The 16,209-nt window shown below is 71.6% G+C and carries 18 protein-coding genes and 2 pseudogenes; 12 read left to right on the top strand and 8 right to left on the bottom strand.

The window, feature by feature from the left end:
• Window positions 1-10 precede the first annotated feature (10 nt).
• Genes ACFY01_RS17780 through ACFY01_RS17765 form a run of 4 tightly spaced genes read right to left on the bottom strand, consistent with a single transcriptional unit; the run spans window position 11 to window position 4,054 of the window.
• Window positions 11-880, bottom strand: a complete 870-nt coding sequence (locus ACFY01_RS17780) for a carbohydrate ABC transporter permease (protein ID WP_390736621.1) — start codon at window positions 878-880, stop codon at window positions 11-13.
• Complete coding sequence (locus ACFY01_RS17775; protein WP_390736620.1) at window positions 877-1,836, bottom strand: carbohydrate ABC transporter permease; 960 nt, start codon at window positions 1,834-1,836, stop codon at window positions 877-879. The genes ACFY01_RS17780 and ACFY01_RS17775 overlap by 4 nt, the downstream gene beginning before the upstream one ends.
• Entirely contained in the window at window positions 1,830-3,146 is a 1,317-nt protein-coding gene (locus tag ACFY01_RS17770; RefSeq protein ID WP_390736619.1) for an extracellular solute-binding protein, read from the bottom strand. Before ACFY01_RS17770 ends, ACFY01_RS17775 begins: the two co-directional genes overlap by 7 nt.
• Window positions 3,143-4,054, bottom strand: coding sequence for a GNAT family N-acetyltransferase (locus ACFY01_RS17765; RefSeq protein ID WP_390736708.1), 912 nt, complete (start codon window positions 4,052-4,054; stop codon window positions 3,143-3,145). Before ACFY01_RS17765 ends, ACFY01_RS17770 begins: the two co-directional genes overlap by 4 nt.
• 310 nt (window positions 4,055-4,364) lie before the next feature.
• Between ACFY01_RS17765 and ACFY01_RS17760 the strand changes: the two genes are divergently transcribed.
• The 6 genes from ACFY01_RS17760 (at window position 4,365) to ACFY01_RS17735 (ending at window position 9,831) form a co-directional block, all read left to right on the top strand.
• The gene (locus ACFY01_RS17760; RefSeq protein WP_390736618.1) at window positions 4,365-5,408 is read left to right on the top strand and encodes a questin oxidase family protein; all 1,044 of its coding nucleotides are present in this window, start codon (window positions 4,365-4,367) and stop codon (window positions 5,406-5,408) included.
• A 191-nt stretch (window positions 5,409-5,599) separates the two neighbouring features.
• A complete protein-coding gene (locus tag ACFY01_RS17755) occupies window positions 5,600-7,189 on the top strand; it encodes an FAD-dependent monooxygenase (protein ID WP_390736617.1) in 1,590 nt (529 codons plus the stop codon).
• A 100-nt stretch (window positions 7,190-7,289) separates the two neighbouring features.
• Window positions 7,290-7,784 carry a MarR family winged helix-turn-helix transcriptional regulator gene (locus ACFY01_RS17750; protein ID WP_390736616.1) on the top strand — a complete coding sequence of 165 codons (495 nt, stop codon included), beginning with the start codon at window positions 7,290-7,292 and terminating at the stop codon, window positions 7,782-7,784.
• A gap of 127 nt (window positions 7,785-7,911) precedes the next feature.
• On the top strand, window positions 7,912-8,529 hold the full coding sequence (locus tag ACFY01_RS17745; protein WP_390736707.1) for a DsbA family protein: 618 nt from the start codon (window positions 7,912-7,914) through the stop codon (window positions 8,527-8,529).
• Between the two features lie 67 nt (window positions 8,530-8,596).
• Window positions 8,597-9,403: an MBL fold metallo-hydrolase gene (locus tag ACFY01_RS17740; protein WP_390736615.1), complete on the top strand. Its 807-nt coding sequence runs from the start codon at window positions 8,597-8,599 to the stop codon at window positions 9,401-9,403.
• Between the two features lie 5 nt (window positions 9,404-9,408).
• Window positions 9,409-9,831: a nuclear transport factor 2 family protein gene (locus ACFY01_RS17735; protein ID WP_390736614.1), complete on the top strand. Its 423-nt coding sequence runs from the start codon at window positions 9,409-9,411 to the stop codon at window positions 9,829-9,831.
• 47 nt (window positions 9,832-9,878) lie between these two features.
• Here the strand turns inward: ACFY01_RS17735 and ACFY01_RS17730 are convergent, their stop codons facing one another.
• Window positions 9,879-10,478, bottom strand: coding sequence for a TetR/AcrR family transcriptional regulator (locus ACFY01_RS17730; protein WP_390736613.1), 600 nt, complete (start codon window positions 10,476-10,478; stop codon window positions 9,879-9,881).
• A gap of 69 nt (window positions 10,479-10,547) precedes the next feature.
• On the opposite strand from ACFY01_RS17730, the gene ACFY01_RS17725 reads away from it, so the two are divergent.
• Both ACFY01_RS17725 and ACFY01_RS17720 read left to right on the top strand, forming a co-directional pair.
• The gene (locus tag ACFY01_RS17725; RefSeq protein WP_390736612.1) at window positions 10,548-11,141 is read left to right on the top strand and encodes a dihydrofolate reductase family protein; all 594 of its coding nucleotides are present in this window, start codon (window positions 10,548-10,550) and stop codon (window positions 11,139-11,141) included.
• 90 nt (window positions 11,142-11,231) lie between these two features.
• Window positions 11,232-12,167: a LysR family transcriptional regulator gene (locus tag ACFY01_RS17720; RefSeq protein WP_390736611.1), complete on the top strand. Its 936-nt coding sequence runs from the start codon at window positions 11,232-11,234 to the stop codon at window positions 12,165-12,167.
• 10 nt (window positions 12,168-12,177) lie between these two features.
• On the opposite strand, the gene dmpG is transcribed toward ACFY01_RS17720, so the two are convergent.
• Complete coding sequence (dmpG, locus tag ACFY01_RS17715) at window positions 12,178-13,221, bottom strand: 4-hydroxy-2-oxovalerate aldolase (protein ID WP_390736610.1); 1,044 nt, start codon at window positions 13,219-13,221, stop codon at window positions 12,178-12,180.
• A pseudogene (locus tag ACFY01_RS17710) lies at window positions 13,218-13,367 on the bottom strand (acetaldehyde dehydrogenase (acetylating)); the annotation flags it as partial. The gene dmpG and the pseudogene ACFY01_RS17710, both read right to left, overlap by 4 nt.
• Between ACFY01_RS17710 and ACFY01_RS17705 the strand changes: the two are divergent.
• Window positions 13,362-13,856: pseudogene (locus ACFY01_RS17705) on the top strand (IclR family transcriptional regulator); the annotation flags it as partial. The pseudogenes ACFY01_RS17710 and ACFY01_RS17705 overlap by 6 nt on opposite strands.
• A 28-nt stretch (window positions 13,857-13,884) precedes the next feature.
• Window positions 13,885-14,532 (top strand): 2'-5' RNA ligase family protein, encoded by a 648-nt coding sequence (locus tag ACFY01_RS17700; protein ID WP_390736609.1) that lies wholly within the window; start codon window positions 13,885-13,887, stop codon window positions 14,530-14,532.
• Window positions 14,533-14,592: 60 nt separating this feature from the next.
• On the opposite strand, the gene ACFY01_RS17695 is transcribed toward ACFY01_RS17700, so the two are convergent.
• Window positions 14,593-15,111, bottom strand: coding sequence for a GNAT family N-acetyltransferase (locus ACFY01_RS17695; RefSeq protein WP_390736608.1), 519 nt, complete (start codon window positions 15,109-15,111; stop codon window positions 14,593-14,595).
• On the opposite strand from ACFY01_RS17695, the gene ACFY01_RS17690 reads away from it, so the two are divergent.
• Both ACFY01_RS17690 and ACFY01_RS17685 read left to right on the top strand, forming a co-directional pair.
• On the top strand, window positions 15,110-15,712 hold the full coding sequence (locus ACFY01_RS17690; protein ID WP_390736607.1) for a helix-turn-helix domain-containing protein: 603 nt from the start codon (window positions 15,110-15,112) through the stop codon (window positions 15,710-15,712). The genes ACFY01_RS17695 and ACFY01_RS17690 overlap by 2 nt on opposite strands.
• Window positions 15,709-16,131, top strand: a complete 423-nt coding sequence (locus ACFY01_RS17685) for a hypothetical protein (RefSeq protein WP_390736606.1) — start codon at window positions 15,709-15,711, stop codon at window positions 16,129-16,131. The genes ACFY01_RS17690 and ACFY01_RS17685 overlap by 4 nt, the downstream gene beginning before the upstream one ends.
• The last annotated feature ends 78 nt before the right edge of the window (window positions 16,132-16,209 follow it).

The following is a 16,209-nucleotide window of genomic DNA, read 5'->3' as shown; positions in this document are numbered from 1 at the left end:
ACGCCTCTGGTCACTTGAGGCCGCTGAGCATGACGCCGCGGACGTAGTACTTCTGGAGCAGCAGGAAGAGGATCAGGACCGGCAGGATGCTCAGGACGAGGCCGGCCATGACGATGGGCATCGTGCGGGTCGGGTCGACATGGTCCTGGAGGAGTTGGATGCCCACGGGCAGGGTCATCACGTCCGGGTTCGCGGTAGAGACGAGCAGCGCCCAGATGTACTCGTTCCAGGCGTCGACGAAGGTGAGCAGCCCGAGCGTCACCACGACCGGCTTGGTCTGCGGCACCACGATCCGCCACCACACGGCGAACTCGCCGGCACCGTCGATGCGCGCGGCCTCCAGGACCTCCTCCGGGATCGAGACCATGAACTGGCGCATCAGGAAGATCCCGAAGCCGTTGACGAGGAACGGCATGGCCAGCGCCACGATGCTGACGGTCAGCCCGGCGCCACCGCGTCCGAACAGGTCGTTGCCGCCCGCCAGCGGCCAGTGCACCAGGATCAGGAAGTGCGGGATGAAGAAGAGGAACGGCGGGAACATCATCGTCGACAGCACCAGCCGGAAGACGAAGTCCCGTCCGGGGAAGCGGAGTTGGGCGAGCGCGTAGCCGGCGAGTGACGACGTGAGCAGCACCGATCCGGTGATCACGGCGGTGGCGACGACGCTGTTGCGGAACAGCAGGGGCAGATCGAGCTGGTCGATCGCCGCCCGGTAGTTGGACAGGTCGAACGCCTCGGGCAGGAACCGGTACGGCAGGGTGCCGGACTCGCCGGGCCCCTTGAAGGACGTCGTCACCATGTCGAGGAACGGCACCACGGTGAGCACGGCGCCGGTCACGACCACCAGATACGACAGCCACGGGAAACGTCGGCGGCTCATGCGTCCTCCCCCTTGCGCCTAAAGATCCACAACTGCGCCAGGGTGACCACGAGGACCACCACGAACAGCACGAAGGCGGCGGCACTCGCGGTGCCCCAGTCGCCGTAGGCGAAGGCCTGCCGGTACATCTCCAGCGCGGCCACATCGGTCGCGTCACCCGGTCCGCCCTTGGTCATCACGATGATGAGCGCGAACGACTGGAGGCCGGTGAGGAACTGGGTGATGCACACGAACAGCAGGGACGGCCGCAGCAGCGGCAGCGTGATCTTCCAGAGGACGGTGACGGGCCCGGCGCCGTCGAGTGCGGCGGCCTCGTAGTACGACTCGGGAATGGACTTCAGCCCGGCGGTCAGGATGAGGATCGCCGAGCCGAGCGAGGCCCACGCCTGTACGACCACGACCGAGGGCAGCGCGGTCTCCGGGTCCTGGAGGAACGCCACCGAGCCGAACCCGAGGGCGTTGAGGACGCCGTTGACGAGGCCGCCCGGCTCGTACATGTACTTCCACACGTTGCCGACGGCGACGACGGTCGTGACGATCGGCAGGAAGTACAGGGTGCGCCACAGCCCCTGGAACCGCAGCTTGTCGATGCAGGTGGCGACGAGCACGGAGCCGGCGAGCGCGAGCGCCACGGTGCCCAGGGCGAACAGCAGCGTGTTGGTGAGGATCGGCGCCAGGAACGTCGATCCGTCCGCGAGGAGACCGGCGAAGTTGTCCAGGCCGACCGGATCGATGTCGCCGAGGTCGAATCCGGCCCAGCGGGACAGCGACAGCAGCAGCGCGAACCCGAGCGGCAGGACCAGGAAGACCGCGAAGAACAGCAGAGTCGGCGCCAGGAAGAGGTAGGCGACGACGGTCTGGCGGCGCCGGTGCCGGTCACGGCCGCGGACGCCGGCGGCGGACCCGTCGCGCGCCGCCGGCTCGGCCGCCTCCGGTGCCAGGGTGGTGTTCACCATGAACGCGACACCTCCTGATCGACCTGACGGCGGGTGGTGCGCAGGGCCTCGTCGACCGACTGCCGGCCGGTCCACAGGGCCTCGATGTTCTTGCGCAGCAGCGACTTGGCCTGCTGCGCGCCCGGCACGTTCGGCTCCGGCACCGCGTAGGCCAGCGCGTCAAGGAACGGGCGGAGATTCGGATCGCTCCCCGCGCCGAGGAGTGTCCGCATGTCGTCGGCACGGCCGGTCAGGGAGCCGACCGACACCTGAAGGGCACTCATCCGGGTCACGCCGCCCACCTTCTCGGTGTTGAGCCAGTGCAGGAACTCCCAGGCCTCACGGGGGCGTTCACTGGCGGTGTTGACCCCGAGCATGAAGCCGGTGGAGAGGGTGGCGCACCGGCCGTCCGGCTCCGGGAGGGGCACCGGTGCCACGCCGACGTCGCGGTAGCCCTTGCCCATCAGGGCCTTGAGGTTCGCGGTCCACCAGCCGGCGCTGATCACCATGGCCACCTGCCCGGACGCGAACGCCTTGTAGACGTTGACGCCGGGCGCGCTCGCACCCTTCACGACAAGGCGGTGCTCCAGATCCAACACGGCCCGGCCGGCCCGCGAGTCGATGGCGGTGCTCCTGCCGTCCGCGGCGACGAAGCTTCCGCCGGCGGCGTTGAGCAGCGCGAGGGTCTGGCCGACGGTGGTGGAGTCGTCGTACGTCGACAGCCCGAACCCCTGGACCAGCGTGTTGCCGTACCGGTCCCGCTCGGCGGTGCGGTACGCCGTCTCCTCCAGCTCCCGCCAGGTGCCCGGAGGGCCGTCGATGCCGGCCTCGCGCAGCAGCCGCTTGTTGTAGTAGAGGGCGTACGTCTGCATCTCGGTGGGATAGCCGTAGACCGTGCCCCCCGCCGACGCGGCGCCGACCGCGGCCGCACCGTAGCCGCGCCTGATCTCCTCGGCGTACTCGGGCGGGGCGGGCCGCAGGACACCGGCCTGGACGAGCTGGCCGTTCCACAGGCAGTACGGGTGGAGGATGTCGGCGCCCTGGCCGGCGGCCTGCCGGACCATGAACGTGGTCAGCAGGTCCGTGAACTCGACGGCCTTCGTCCGCACCTTGACCCGGTCGTGCGTGGCGTTCCATTCGTCGACCGGACCCTGAAGTGCTTGCTTGAGCTCCCCGCTCGCGTAGTGGGAGAGCAGGGTGAGGACGATCGGATCCCCGGGCCGCCCGGTGCCCCGGCGCGGCGCGGCGCAGCCGGAGGCGAGCAGGGCCGAGGGGAGCACGAGCGCGAAGTGACGGCGGCTCAGTCCACCGGCGGGGCGCGACGGTGTCATCGGGCGGCCTCCCGGCGCATCACACGAAACACCCGGGTCGTGGTGAAACCGGCCTTGCGGTACAGGTGGCCCGCCGGGGACCGCTCACCGGTCCACAGGAACCACGCCGAGTGCGCGCCGCGCGCCCGCATCCGTTCCAGGACCAGATGGAGCAGGACCTTGCCGAGTCCGGTGCCGCGCAGCTCCTCCAGCACCCCGAACGGCCCGAACCGTTCGTCCGCCGACTCGTAGGCGCCGTGCATCGCCCAGCCGACCAGGCGGCCCGAAGGGTCCCGGGCGACGACGATCCGGTCGAGCGGCGTGCCCGAGGCGAGGCACTCCCGGATGGCGCGCGCCCAGTCCGGGTTGAAGCGGCTTCCGGCGAGCGCGAGGAGTTCCACCAGGTCGTCGTCGGACGGCGTGCCGAACCGGTGGCCCCGCGCCGTCAGTTCGGTCCGGCGGCGGGCGACATCCTCGGGGTGGCGGTAGCCGACCAGACCGCGGTCCATCGCCGCCGCCTCGTACAGGGTGCGAAAGCCCAGGGACTCGAGGAGCCCGGCCGCTTCCGGATACGCCTCGGAGTCCAGGCCGGGGAGGATGTAGTTCGGGGTGTACGAGGAGAAGTCCACCCGGGTGCGGCCGTGGCCGCGCAGCCAGTCGAGGGCGTCGGTCAGCAGCCGGCGGCCGAGTCCGCGCCCGCGGGCGGCCGGATCGACGAAGAAGAACGCGATCCACCCCTGCTCCGGCTCCAGGTCGGCGCCGGCCAGCGGCGTCAGCCGGCGCACCGCGTAGGCCGCGCCGACGACACGGTCACCGTCGACGGCCACCCGCAGCCCCTCGGGATCGAAGTTGCCGTCGAGCAGCACCAGGGACCGGAAGCGGTCCGGCGTGATGGGGTCGGCCGGCGCACTGCGGCGCCACGCCTCCACCAACCGCGGGCCGTCGCCTGCGCGAAAGCCACGAATCCCGGCGCTGGATGTCGTCGTGCGACCGGTCATCGACGGGGTTGCGACGCGGTGGTCCGTGGCCATCCTTTGCCCCCGTCTGCCGGTGACCTCTCGAAGTATCGGGCGGAAACGTACCTTCATGTCCATTGATTTCGCAATTGTCCACCACCCGTTCGTGCCAAGGCTGCCCGCCGCGCTGATGCCGCGACGCAGGTCCTAGTACCGGCGAAGGGGCGCGTCTCGATCTCCGGCCCGATGGCGGCGGATCAGCGAGCGGCTAGCGTCACATGTCATGAACATCGACGGCACGCTCGACGAGGCGTACGAACGGCTGCATCGGACGGGACCGGAGTTCGATGGCTGGTTGAGCAACCACGGTCCCATGGCGGTGGAATCCATGGCCCGACGAGGACACGCGCGACAGGTCCACCGCTGGCTGGACCGCTACATGCGTCGACTGGACGACCGGCCACGCGGTACCTCGCCCATTGCCGCCGACGACGACGGATGGCGTACGGCGCTGGGGGACCCCCGTCGGCTCGGTGACTGGCTGGTGTTCTTCGAACGCGAGGTGACCGAACAGCCCTGGCGTGCAGTGCTGGAGACGTGGTGGCCACGGCTTCTGCCCGGTATCGCGGCGGGCGCCACCCACGGCGTGATCCGTACCGGCCACGCGGTCCACGCCCTGCTGGACCACGAGGACGGGCCGCGCCTGGCCGAGCTCGGTCAGGCACTCGGTTACTGGGCTGCGCGCTGGCAGCAGGTCCCGTTCACTCCTCCCTCCGGAACCGCCGACCCGGCGTCCGCTCTCGCCGGCGTTCCACGCGTGCCCGACCAGACCGCGGGCATCAACCACCGGCTCGACCAGCTCCCCGGCCTGACGGGCTGGCCGACCGCGCTCGCCGCGCTGAGGCCCGCCACGGACGCCGGGCAGGCTCGGCGACTGCTGGCCGACCTGACGACCGCGGCCGGCGTGCACTACCTCCCGAACGCACACGGCTCACCCGTCATGCTGGTCCACGCCGTGACCGCGCCCATGGCCGTGCTGCGCACCCTGCCCGCGCTCCCCAGCACCCAGTGGGTCACGAGCCTGCACGCGGCCTGGGCGGCCGGCGCGGCCGTGACCGCGGCCTACGCCCCTGCCGCGCCCGCACCCCGGCACAGCCTCCCCTCCGCCCCCGGGTCGGCGGACGAGGTGTTCGCCCTCGCCGTCCGTCATCAGGACGAACACGTCATCAAGCTCGCCGACACCTGCCTCGACATACACCAGCACACGGGTCACCCCGACGCGCTGGCGGCGGTGATCCGCGCGGCGGATCTGATCGACGAGTTCTGACGGCACGGGCGGCCCGGCGCCACCCGTGGCCGTCGTAGGGACAAGCAGGCCGACGAGTACCGGCAGCGGCCGCCGACGAGCACCGTTGGAGGACCACGGGTTGAATGTCTCTTGTGGCCGACCGGCCGCGGTCCGGCTCTCCGCGGAGGCCGCCGTGCCACGGTCACCGCCGCCGGCAGGAGGAGCCCGACATGCCTGGAGCGAACGCAGAGGTGGAGGTACTGATCGTCGGCGGCGGGCCGGTCGGACTGACCGGCAGAGCGCTCCTGGAACGCTGGGGCGTACGGACGTTACTGGTCGAGAAGCACGGCGAACTGTCACCCTTTCCACGCTCCCGGCTGGTCAACGTGCGCTCGATGGAGATCTACCGCCAGCTCGGGCTCACTGCCACGATCACCGCCAGGGCGTTCGCACCGGAGTACGGCCGCGTCCGCTTCCGGGACACCCTGCACGACCCCGACTTCGCCACGGAGGCGATGGTCGGGATCCACGCGCCGGTGCCCGAGAGCCCCGTGACCGGCGTGGTCACCTCGCAGGATCGGCTGGAACCCACCCTGCTCGCCGCGGCGGACGCGCCCGTGCGGTTCGGGGTCGAGCTCGTCGGCCTGACCGAAGCAGCCGACGGTGCCGAGGGCGCCGAGGTCCTGCTCGTCGACCACCGAAGCGGTGTGGAGAGCCGCGTCAGGGCCCGTTACGTACTGGCGGCCGACGGCGCGAACTCCACGGTCAGGCAACAGTCGGGAATCGGCACCACCGGTCCCGGAGCGGTCGGCCGGGTCACCACCGTCGTGTTCGACGCCGACCTCGACCACTGGCGCGCCCGGCAGCCCGCCGGGGTCTACTTCACATCGGACGGCTATTTCCTCCCGCTGTACCCCGAAGGAGGCTGGGCCTGGATCGTTCCCACGCCCGAAGACGTGGCGGGCGCCGACTGGTCCGGTCTCGTCTCGCACGCGCTCGGCACCGGCGCCGCTGTACAGGTAGATGTGCTGCGGGTTCAGCACTGGGTGGTGAACGCGTTCGTCGCCGAGCGCTTCGGCCGCGGCCCCGTCCTGCTGGCCGGCGATGCCGCGCATGCGATCCCGCCCGCCGGCGGCATGGGCATGAACCTCGGCGTCGCCGATGTGCACAACCTCTGCTGGAAGTTGGCGGGAGCACTCCGAGGGTGGGCCGCACCGGGCGTGTTGGAGACCTACGAGACGGAACGGCAACCCGTCGCCCATCTGACACTCCATCAAGCGGTGGTGAACACCGAGCTCATGTTCGGAGTGCAGAAGGCCCGCCGTGAACAGCTCCGAACCGGTGCCGCGACGCCAGCCCAGTTCGAACTGCCCTGGTCCGACCAGTACTTCGCGCAGCTCGGTCTCGTCCTCGGCGTCACCTACGACTCCGACGCCGTCCTCACCGACGGCGGCACACCGGCCGAGCCGTCCGACACCGGCACGGACTATGTCCCCAGCACCCGGCCGGGCCACCGCATGCCACACCTCTGGCTGACCCACGACCGCTCCACGCTCGACGCCTTCGGCGAGTGGTTCACCCTGCTCACTCCGGACCCCGCCCGCTGGGCACAGCGAACCACCACACCCTGGCCGCTCCGCATCGAGCCCCTTCCTCAAGAGCACACCGACCGCTGCGGCCTCCGCCCCCACGGAGCACTGCTCATCCGGCCCGACGGCCACATCGCCGCCCGCTGGCCCGACCGCCCACCCGCCGACTTCGCCCTCCACCACGCCCTTGCCGCACTCACCGGCTCTGCACCCCCGGGCAAGCATCCGTAGACCCGCATCGAGACCGGCCCACCGGCCCGGTCGGTCAGGGCCCGTTGTACGGCATGATCGGTGGACGAGGTGCGAACACGAGGAGAGGTGCGCCGAAGCCGTGGACGAAGAGGCAGCTATCTCGTCGCCGAAGGAGGCCGCCGGCAACCCGCTGGTCCTGGCCTTCGGGCGGCTGCAAGGGGCGGCGAACCGGCTGGAGTACATCCTGGGGCGGGCCCTGGAGCAGGAGTGCGGCATCACTCATCTCATGTACGAGGTCCTGCTCATCCTGGGACGCGCCGACGAGCCCGGCCTGTCGATGCGGGCCATCGCCCAGGAACAGGTGCTCACCACGGGCGGTGCCACCCGTCTCGTGGACCGGATGGAGGCCGCCGGACTGGTCGAGCGCGCCGAGGACCCCGACGACCGGCGGGGCCGCCTGGTACGGCTCACCGCACTGGGGGAACGGATGGCGGTCCAGGCGTCCCGGGTGCATGTGGAGAACATCCGCCGTTACTTCCTCGAGCCCCTGCCGCCGGAGCACCGCGACCGGTTCGCCGAGGACCTGCGCATCCTGAGCCACTCGGCCCGGGACGTTCTGCCCCGCCTGCCCTGACCGACCGAGGTGTGGCCACCGTCACGCGAATACCGACGCGGCGGCGAAATATCTGACGAAGCAGATACTGTTGTGTCAGATGAATCGCTCGCATCCTGCGGGCGCCGCACCCCTCGCGAGGTCCTCGATGAAACTCGTCTACGTCTTCGACGCCTACTGCGGCTGGTCGCACGGGTTCTCCGGGACCCTGCGCGAAGTGGTCTCCCGCCACCCCGAGCTGCCGGTGGAGGTGGTCTCGGGCGGCCTGTTCACCGGGTCCCGGAAGGCGCCGATCCGCGAGTTCGGTCATGTCCAGGGAGCCAATGCGAAGATCGCCCGGTCGACCGGGGCCGAGTTCGGCGACGGCTACGAGCGGCTGATCGCGGACGGCTCGTTCGTGATGGACTCCGACGCCGCCGCACGCGGCATGACCGCTCTGCGCCAGGCCGCCCCGGAACGCGCCGCCGAGCTGGCGACGGACCTCCAGCGGGTGTTCTACGCCGACGGCCTGAGCCTGTCCGACGCCTCCACCTACCGAAAGGTCGCCGGGGACGCCGGACTGGACGCCGACGCCGTGGTCGCCGCCTTCGAGGCGCCCGGGGCGCAGGCGGCGGCCGAGGCCGACTACCGTCGCGCCGCCGAGCTGGGCGTCACGGGATTCCCCACCCTCCTGGCCGTCGACGGTGACCGCGTCGCCGTGCTGGCCCACGGCCACGCCACCGCCGACGACGTCGACCGGCGGCTCGCGACCCTGCGCAAGGCCTGATTTCTCTCAGGCCCCCACCCGTCCCACCGTCCTCGACGTCCCCAACATCCCCACGAGGAGCCACCCCATGAGCACTCTCACGTTCACGGTTGTCGACCTCGACTTCCCGGCCGGCAGCAAGAACAAGACCGCCACGCTCGTCACCGGCGAGAACGAGGCACTGCTGGTGGACGCCGGCTTCACCCGCGCCGACGGCCACCGTCTCGCCGCCGAGATCCTCGACTCCGGCAAGCAGCTGACCACCGTGTTCGTCAGCCACGGCGACCCCGACTTCTACTTCGGCGCCGAGGTCCTCGCGGACGCCTTTCCGGAGGCGAAGTTCGTCGCCACCCCGCTCGTCATCGAGCACATCCAGCACTCCTACGAGGGCAAGCTGAAGGCGTGGGCGGCCCTCGGCCCGAACCTGCCGACGCGCCCGGTGGATCTCGAGCCGCTGACCGGCGACCTCACCCTGGAGGGGCACCGCTTCGAGCTGAAGGGCGGTCCGGCTGAGCTGCCCGACCGCCACTACCTGTGGCAGGCCGAACAGCGTGCGATCCTCGGCGGCGTCCTGCTGTTCCAGCAGGAGCACGTCTGGGTCGCGGACACGCCCACGCCCGAAGACCGTTCCGCCTGGGTGCGGCTGCTGGACGAGATGGCGGCCCTGGAGCCGGAGCTGGTCGTGCCCGGCCACCGTCTGCCCGGCGCCCCGGCGGACTCCTCCGCCGTCACCGCCACCCGCGACTACCTGCTCGCCTTCGAGGAGGAGCTGGGCAAGGCCGCTGACGGAGCCGCGCTCACCGAGGCGCTCGTCCGGCGCTACCCGGACAACGGCATGCTGATCGCCGCCCAGATCGGAGCCAAGGTCGCCAAGGGCGAGATGAAGTGGGGCTGACCGCCATGGCGTACGAAAGCACCGACTTCGCCGATTCCACCGCGCCCGCCGACGTCGTACGCCGTCAGTACCTGGCCTCGGCGGCCGGTGACCTCCAAGCCCTGCGGGCCACCCTCGCCCCCGACGTGGAGTGGACGGAGATGGCCGGCTTCCCGCTGGCCGGCACCTACCGCACCCCCGAGGGCGTCACCTCGAACGTCATGGAGCGGCTCGGCCAGGACTGGGACGGCTGGACCGCGCACGACGACACCTACGTCGTGGACGGCGAGAACGTCGTCGTCCTCGCCCGCTACACCGCGACCAACAAGGCCACCGGCAAGCCGATCGACGTCCGTGTCGCCCACCACTTCGTCGTACGTGGCGGGCTCATCGTCCGCTTCGAGCAGTTCGTCGACACCGCACTCGTACGCGAGGCCATGAACGGCTGACCCGCCGCCTTCACGCCGGTACCCGGCTCCGGCGAGGCCACCGACGATCACATTCGCCCGGCCGAGCGCGGGTCCGCGGCCACGATGCGCTCCACCGCGGCCGTCACCAGCTGTTCACGCTCCTCCTCCGTGAAGACGTCCGGCAGGGTGAGCTGCTCGACGATCAGCCAGTTCAGGGCCAGCATGAGCAGCTTGACGGCCATGGCGTCGCCCGGCAGGCCCGAGGCCTCGTGGTAGGCGACGTTGGCGTCGACGTCGGCCCGGACCCGCTCGGTGAGCACCCTGCGCAGTTCGGGCCGGCGGGTGGCCTCCAGGCGCAGTTCGAGCAGTGCCAGGTAGCCGGTGCGGAAGGACGCGACACGGCTGACGAGTTCGCGCATCAGCTCCGCGTAGGTCTCCCGGTCGCGGTCGGCCGCCTGCTGGCGAGCGATCGTGGCCTCGTCCGGCTGGAGCCGCTCATAGACACGGGCACCCGCCTGGGTGAGCAGATCGTCGCGGCTCGCGAAGTAGTTGGACGCGGTCCCGGCGGGAACGGCGGCCTCGGTGTCCACCGCCCGGAAGGTGAGACCGCGGGCACCTTCCCTGGCCAGCACCTCGATCGCGGCGTCGACGAGGGCGGCGCGCCGCTGGTCGTTTCGTCTCACCATTGACACCACTCCAGTTGTAGTACTACGTTCAGACCACTTCAGTCAGAGTACTACGTACGGAGTCACCAGTTGCGAAAGCTCGTGTACTACGTCGGTGTCTCGCTCGACGGCCGCATCGCCGGCCCCGGCGGCGAGTACGACTTCTTCCCGAGCGGCGACGAACAGCAGGCCGCCGCCTACTCCGCCTGGACCAACGCACTCTTCCCCGAGACGCTCCCGACCGCCTACCGTGCCGCGGTCGGCCTGACCGACGCGCCCACCCGTCACTTCGACACCGTCGTCATGGGCCTCGGCACCTACCGTCCCGCCCTCGACGCCGGGATCACCAGCCCGTACGCGCACCTGCGCCAGTACGTGGTGTCCAGCACCCTCGAGCCCGACACCGACCCGGCCGTCACCGTCGTTCCGGGCGACCCGCTCGCGCTCGTGCGCGAACTCAAGGGGGAGGAGAGCGCGGGGCTGGACGTCTGGCTCTGCGGCGGCGGCAAGCTCGCGGGCGCCCTGCTGCCCGAGATCGACGAACTGGTGATCAAGAGCTACCCCGTCGTTGCCGGCGCCGGGATCCCGGCCTTCGACGGCGCCTTCGACCCCACCGCCTTCGACGTTGCCGAACGCACCGCCTTCCCCAACGGCGTCACCCTCACCCACCTCACCCGCCGCTAGGCCGCACCCCGGAGGGGGCCGGGGAGGGCGCGCCGGGCGACCTCATGTCTGCCGTGCACAACCGTCCGTTGTTCAATAAGGTGAAGCGGCGTGGACCTCGAAGCAGTACGGACCTTCGTCGCCCTCGCGGACGCGGGCCAGTTCCAGAAGGCCGCCGTCGACCTGTCGGTCACCCAGCAGGCCGTCTCCAAGCGCATCGCCGCGCTGGAGCGCAACCTCGGCGTGCGGCTGTTCACCCGCACCCCGCGCGGAGCCGAGCTCACCATCGACGGGCAGGCGTTCCTGCCCCACGCACGCGAGCTGCTGCGCGTCGCCGAGCGCGCGGTCGCGTCCGTGCGCACCGGCGGCCGTCCGCTGCGCGTCGACGTGATCGCCTCGCGCGGCGCGGCAGCGGGCATGATGCGCGGCTTCCACCGCGCGCACCCCGAGATCGACCTCGACGTGCTGATGCTGTTCGACATCGACACGACCGTCGCCGCCATCCGCTCCGGTACGGTCGACGCGTCCTTCCGCGCCGTCGCCGTGCCCGGGCGTCCCCTTCCCGAGGACATCGAGTCCGTCCGGGTGCTCGACGAGCCGCTCCAGCTCCTCACCGGCCCCACCCACGCACTGGCGCGCGCCCGGTCGGTGACCCTCGCCCAGCTCGCCGGGCACCGGATCTGGATGCCCGGCCTCGCCCCCGGCACCGAGTGGGCCGCCTACTACGACGACCTCGTCGCCGAATTCGGCCTCACCATCGAGGCGACCGGCCCCAACTTCGGCTCCGACGCGCTTCTCGACACCATCGCCGACACCCCGGCTCTGGCCACCTTCATGGGCGAGCACACCCGCCTCATCTGGCCCGCCGACCACGGCCTGCGCCGCATCCCGGTGACCGACCCGACGCCCGTCTACCCGCACTCGCTCCTGTGGCGCCGTGACAACCCCCACCCGGCCCTGGCCGCACTCCGTGCCCACCTCGCCGCCACGACGGCCGGCCATGACGCCGCCGGGACCTGGGTGCCGGGCTGGGTGACTCCGCGCTGAACGCGGTCCCCTATGGAGCGGAGGTTGTGGCACAGGGTGTCGAGGGCGGACCGGGAAGCGTCAGGTCCAGGTCGATGTCGGTGATCAAGTCCTCCTGGCCGCCGACCATGCGCCGGCGACCCGCCTCGACGAGGATGCCGCGGGTGTCGAGGCCGTACCGGGTGGCGGCGGCCTCGGCGTGGCGCAGGAAGCTGGAGTACACGCCCGCGTAGCCGAGGCTCAGCGTCTCGCGGTCCACGCGCACCTCGCGGTCCTGGAGGGGACGTACGAGATCGTCGGCGGCGTCCATCAGCGGGAACAGTTCACAGCCGTGCTCCCAGTCCATGAGGTCGGCGACCGCGACGAACGCCTCCAGCGGGCAGTTGCCGGCGCCCGCGCCCTGCCCGGCGAGCGAGGCGTCGACCCGTACCGCGCCGCTCTCGACGGCGACGACGGTGTTGGCGACGCCCAGGGCGAGGTTGTGGTGGGCGTGGATGCCGAGCTCGGTGCCCGGGTCGAGTACGTCGCGGTAGGCGCGGAAGCGGTCGCGGACCCCGTCCATGGTGAGCCGTCCGCCGGAGTCGGTGACGTAGACGCAGTGGGCGCCGTAGGACTCCATCAGCTTCGCCTGGCGGGCCAGTTCGGCGGGCTCGGCCATGTGGGACATCATCAGGAACCCGGCGACGTCCATGCCCAGCCCACGGGCGGCGGCGATGTGCTGGGCGGAGATGTCGGCCTCGGTGCAGTGGGTCGCGACGCGTACGGACCGGACGCCGAGCCGGTGTGCCTGCCGGAGGTCGTGCAGGGTGCCGATGCCGGGCAGCAGCAAAGTGGTGGGCACCGCGTGGTGCGCGGCGTCGGCGACGGCCTCGATCCACTCCCAGTCGGTGTGGGCGCCGACGCCGTAGTTGATGCTGGAGCCCGCCAGGCCGTCGCCGTGCGCGATCTCGATGGCGGCCACACCGGCGGCGTCCAGGGCGGCGGCGATGGTCCGGGCCTGGTCGACGGTGTAGCGGTGCCGGACGGCGTGCATGCCGTCCCGCAGGGTCACGTCCTGGACGTACAGACGGGTCATCGTGCGGCCCTCTCGGTGGCGCGGTGGGCGGCCATGCGTTCCGCGGTGCGCAGTGCGGCCGAGGTCATGATGTCGAGGTTTCCGGCGTAGGCCGGGAGATGGTGTGCGGCGCCCTCGACCTCCAGGAACACCGACACCTTACGGCGCTGCCCTTCCTCCAGGACCTGTTCGAGGCCACTCGCGAGACCGTCCACCTCGGCGTACGGGAGGGGCTGGAGGTGGTCTATCTCGAACGCATCCACGGCCACGAGGCCCTGAGGCTGCCCTCCCGCATCGGCGGCAGCCTGCCGCTGAGCTGCACCGGCGTCGGCAAGGCCCTGCTCGCCTTCTCGGGCGCCCAGCTGACCGAGGAGGTGCTGTCCCGGCCGCTGCCCAGCCTCACCCCCCACTCCATCATCGACCCGGCACGTCTGCGCATGGCCCTGGAGAAGATCCAGGTCTCCGGGCTGGCCTACGAGGAGCAGGAGGCCGCCCTCGGCGTGAGCTGCATCGCGGCCCCCGTCTTCTCCGGTGGCACGACGGTCGCCGCCCTCTCCGTGGCCGTACCCCGCGCGCGCTTCAGTCCGGCCCAACTCGCCCCGGCCGTACGGACGGCTGCACTGGGGCTGTCCCGAGCGCTGCGGGGCGGTGGCTGACCGGGCAGGCCCAGCGCATGCTGAAGCTGTGCCCCGCCCCGCGACACCCGACCCGCCCGGCCCGGCCACGGGTCCCGGCCACCTCGCGTCGGCACCCACGCCCCGGACCGCCGTGGCGTGGCTTCCCCCGGCCGGCCTGTGGCCCGCCATCCAGCGCATCCGGGTCGAGCACGATCCGCAGATCCGCCGTTGGCCGCCGCACGTGAACCTGCTCTTCGGCTTCGTACCGGAGGAGGACTTCCCGACGGCACTCCCGCTGCTGGCCGCAGCGGCCGCGGGGTGCCGGCCCTTCGACATCCGGCTCGGCGGGGTCCGCGCCTTCCGCCACCGGTCCTACGCCACCGTGTGGCTCGACCCCGCGGCGGCCGGTGCCGCGCCCTGGGCGGAGCTACGGCGCGCGCTGGCGGAGCCCTTCCCGTCCTGCACGGACCGTTTCCCGCGCTTCACCCCGCACCTCTCGCTCGGGCGCACTCGCGTCCCGCGCGTCCTCGCGGCCGAATGTGCCGCCCGGCTCGGCGTGCTGCACGCCCGCGTGGCCGACGTCGCGCTGCTCTCCCGCCGAGGTGCCGGCCCGATGCGGACACGCGCCACGATCGACATGGGCACCGGCGCGGTACACCACCATCCCGGACCGGACCCGGCCACCGGCGGCTACGAGCCACCGGAACGGCACTGACCGGCCGACGGCAACCGCCGCCCATGCGGCCTCCCTTGCCGCAAGCCCGGGCGTCGGCGTTCAGGAGAGGGCCAGCCGCATGATCGTCAGGTCGAGCCACCGGCCGAACTTGGTGCCGACCTCCGGCACCGTGCCGACGTGGTGGAACCCGAACCGTTCGTGCAGCCGGATCGACGCGGTGTTCTCGGCTTCGATACCGGCGATCACGACGTGGTGGCCTGCCTCGCGCGCCGAGGCGATCAGGGCGGCCAGCAGCGCGGAGCCGACACCGAGCCCGTGCCGGTCCTCGCGGACGTAGACGGAGTCCTCCACCGTGTGCCGGTATCCGTCCAAGTCCCGCCACGGACCGTAGACCGCGAACCCGACCACATCGCCCTCCACCTCGGCCACGAACGCGGAGCCGCGCTCCAGGTGGACCGCCAGCCAGGCCGCCCCCTCGGCAGGGGACTGCGGGGTCTGCGTCCACAGGGCCGTCGAGTGCTCGATCGCGTGGTTGCGGATGGCGCGGATGACGTCCACGTCCGCGGAGCGCGCCGGGCGCACACCCACCAGCCTGCTTCTCTCGTATATTGGATTCATGTCCAACATAGTAGATCCCCTGGTGGGGCAGATCGCGGCCCGAGTGCGCACCGAACGGGAGCGCCGCCGATGGACCCTGGCGCAGCTCGCGGACGCCTCCGGCGTCTCCCAGGCCATGATCAGCCGGATCGAGCGTGGCGAGAGCAGCCCCACCGCCGTCGTCCTCGGCAAGCTGTCCGCCGCATTCCAGCTCAGCGTCGCCTCCCTGCTCGCCCTGGCCGAAGGGACACACGAGGACACGGAGGAGGACACGGAGGCCACCCCGGGAGTGCGCCGCCGGGCCGACGCGGCCGAGTGGCGCGACCCCGACACCGGCTACCGGCGCCGACAGATCACCGGCCCGCGCTTCCCCGCGGAAATCGCGGAGATCCATCTGCCGGCCGGAGCCCGGGTCCCGTATCCGGCGGCGGCCTTCGCGTTCGTCCGGCAGGTCGTCTGGGTCCTCGACGGCCGCCTGACCTTCCACGACGGCGACACGGTCCACCAACTCGACGCGGGCGACACCATCGAACTCGGGGACCCGGCCCCGCGGGTCTTCGTCAACGCCACCGACGCGCAGTGCCGTTACGCCGTCATCCTCACCCGCGGCACGCAACCATGAGCCGTCCCCTTCAGCGAGGCGGCACGTTCCTGCCAGCCTGCACAGCCGGGACGGCGACAGCGAACAACTACGCCATCCAGCCCGCGCTCACCGCGGTCGCCGCCGAACTGGGCGTCCCCGTCTCCCTGATCGGCCTCGTACCGACGGCCGCGCTCGCCGGCTGCATGACCGGCTTCGCGCTCCTGCTTCCCCTCGCCGGCCGGCTTGCCCCCAACCGGCTGCTGGCCGCACAGCCGGCCGCGCTGGCCGCCGCCCTCACTCTCGCCGCGGCCGCACCCGGCGCGGGTGTGCTGCCGGCCGCCTACCTGCTCATCGGCGCGGCCGCCGGCGTCGCCGCCCAGGCCGGCACCATCGCGGGCCGGCATGCCCGGCCCGGGCGCCGCGCGACCGGCGTCGCCACGGTGGCCGCGGGGATGTAGGCAGGCATCCTGCTCAGCCGCCTGGCAGGCGGAGCCCTCACGGACCTCCTCGGCCGGCGGAGGATGCTCATCGTCTTA

Source organism: Streptomyces sp. NPDC001480, from assembly GCF_042894725.1.
Classification (GTDB): domain Bacteria; phylum Actinomycetota; class Actinomycetes; order Streptomycetales; family Streptomycetaceae; genus Streptomyces.
This window is presented reverse-complemented; position numbering and strand designations above follow the sequence as displayed.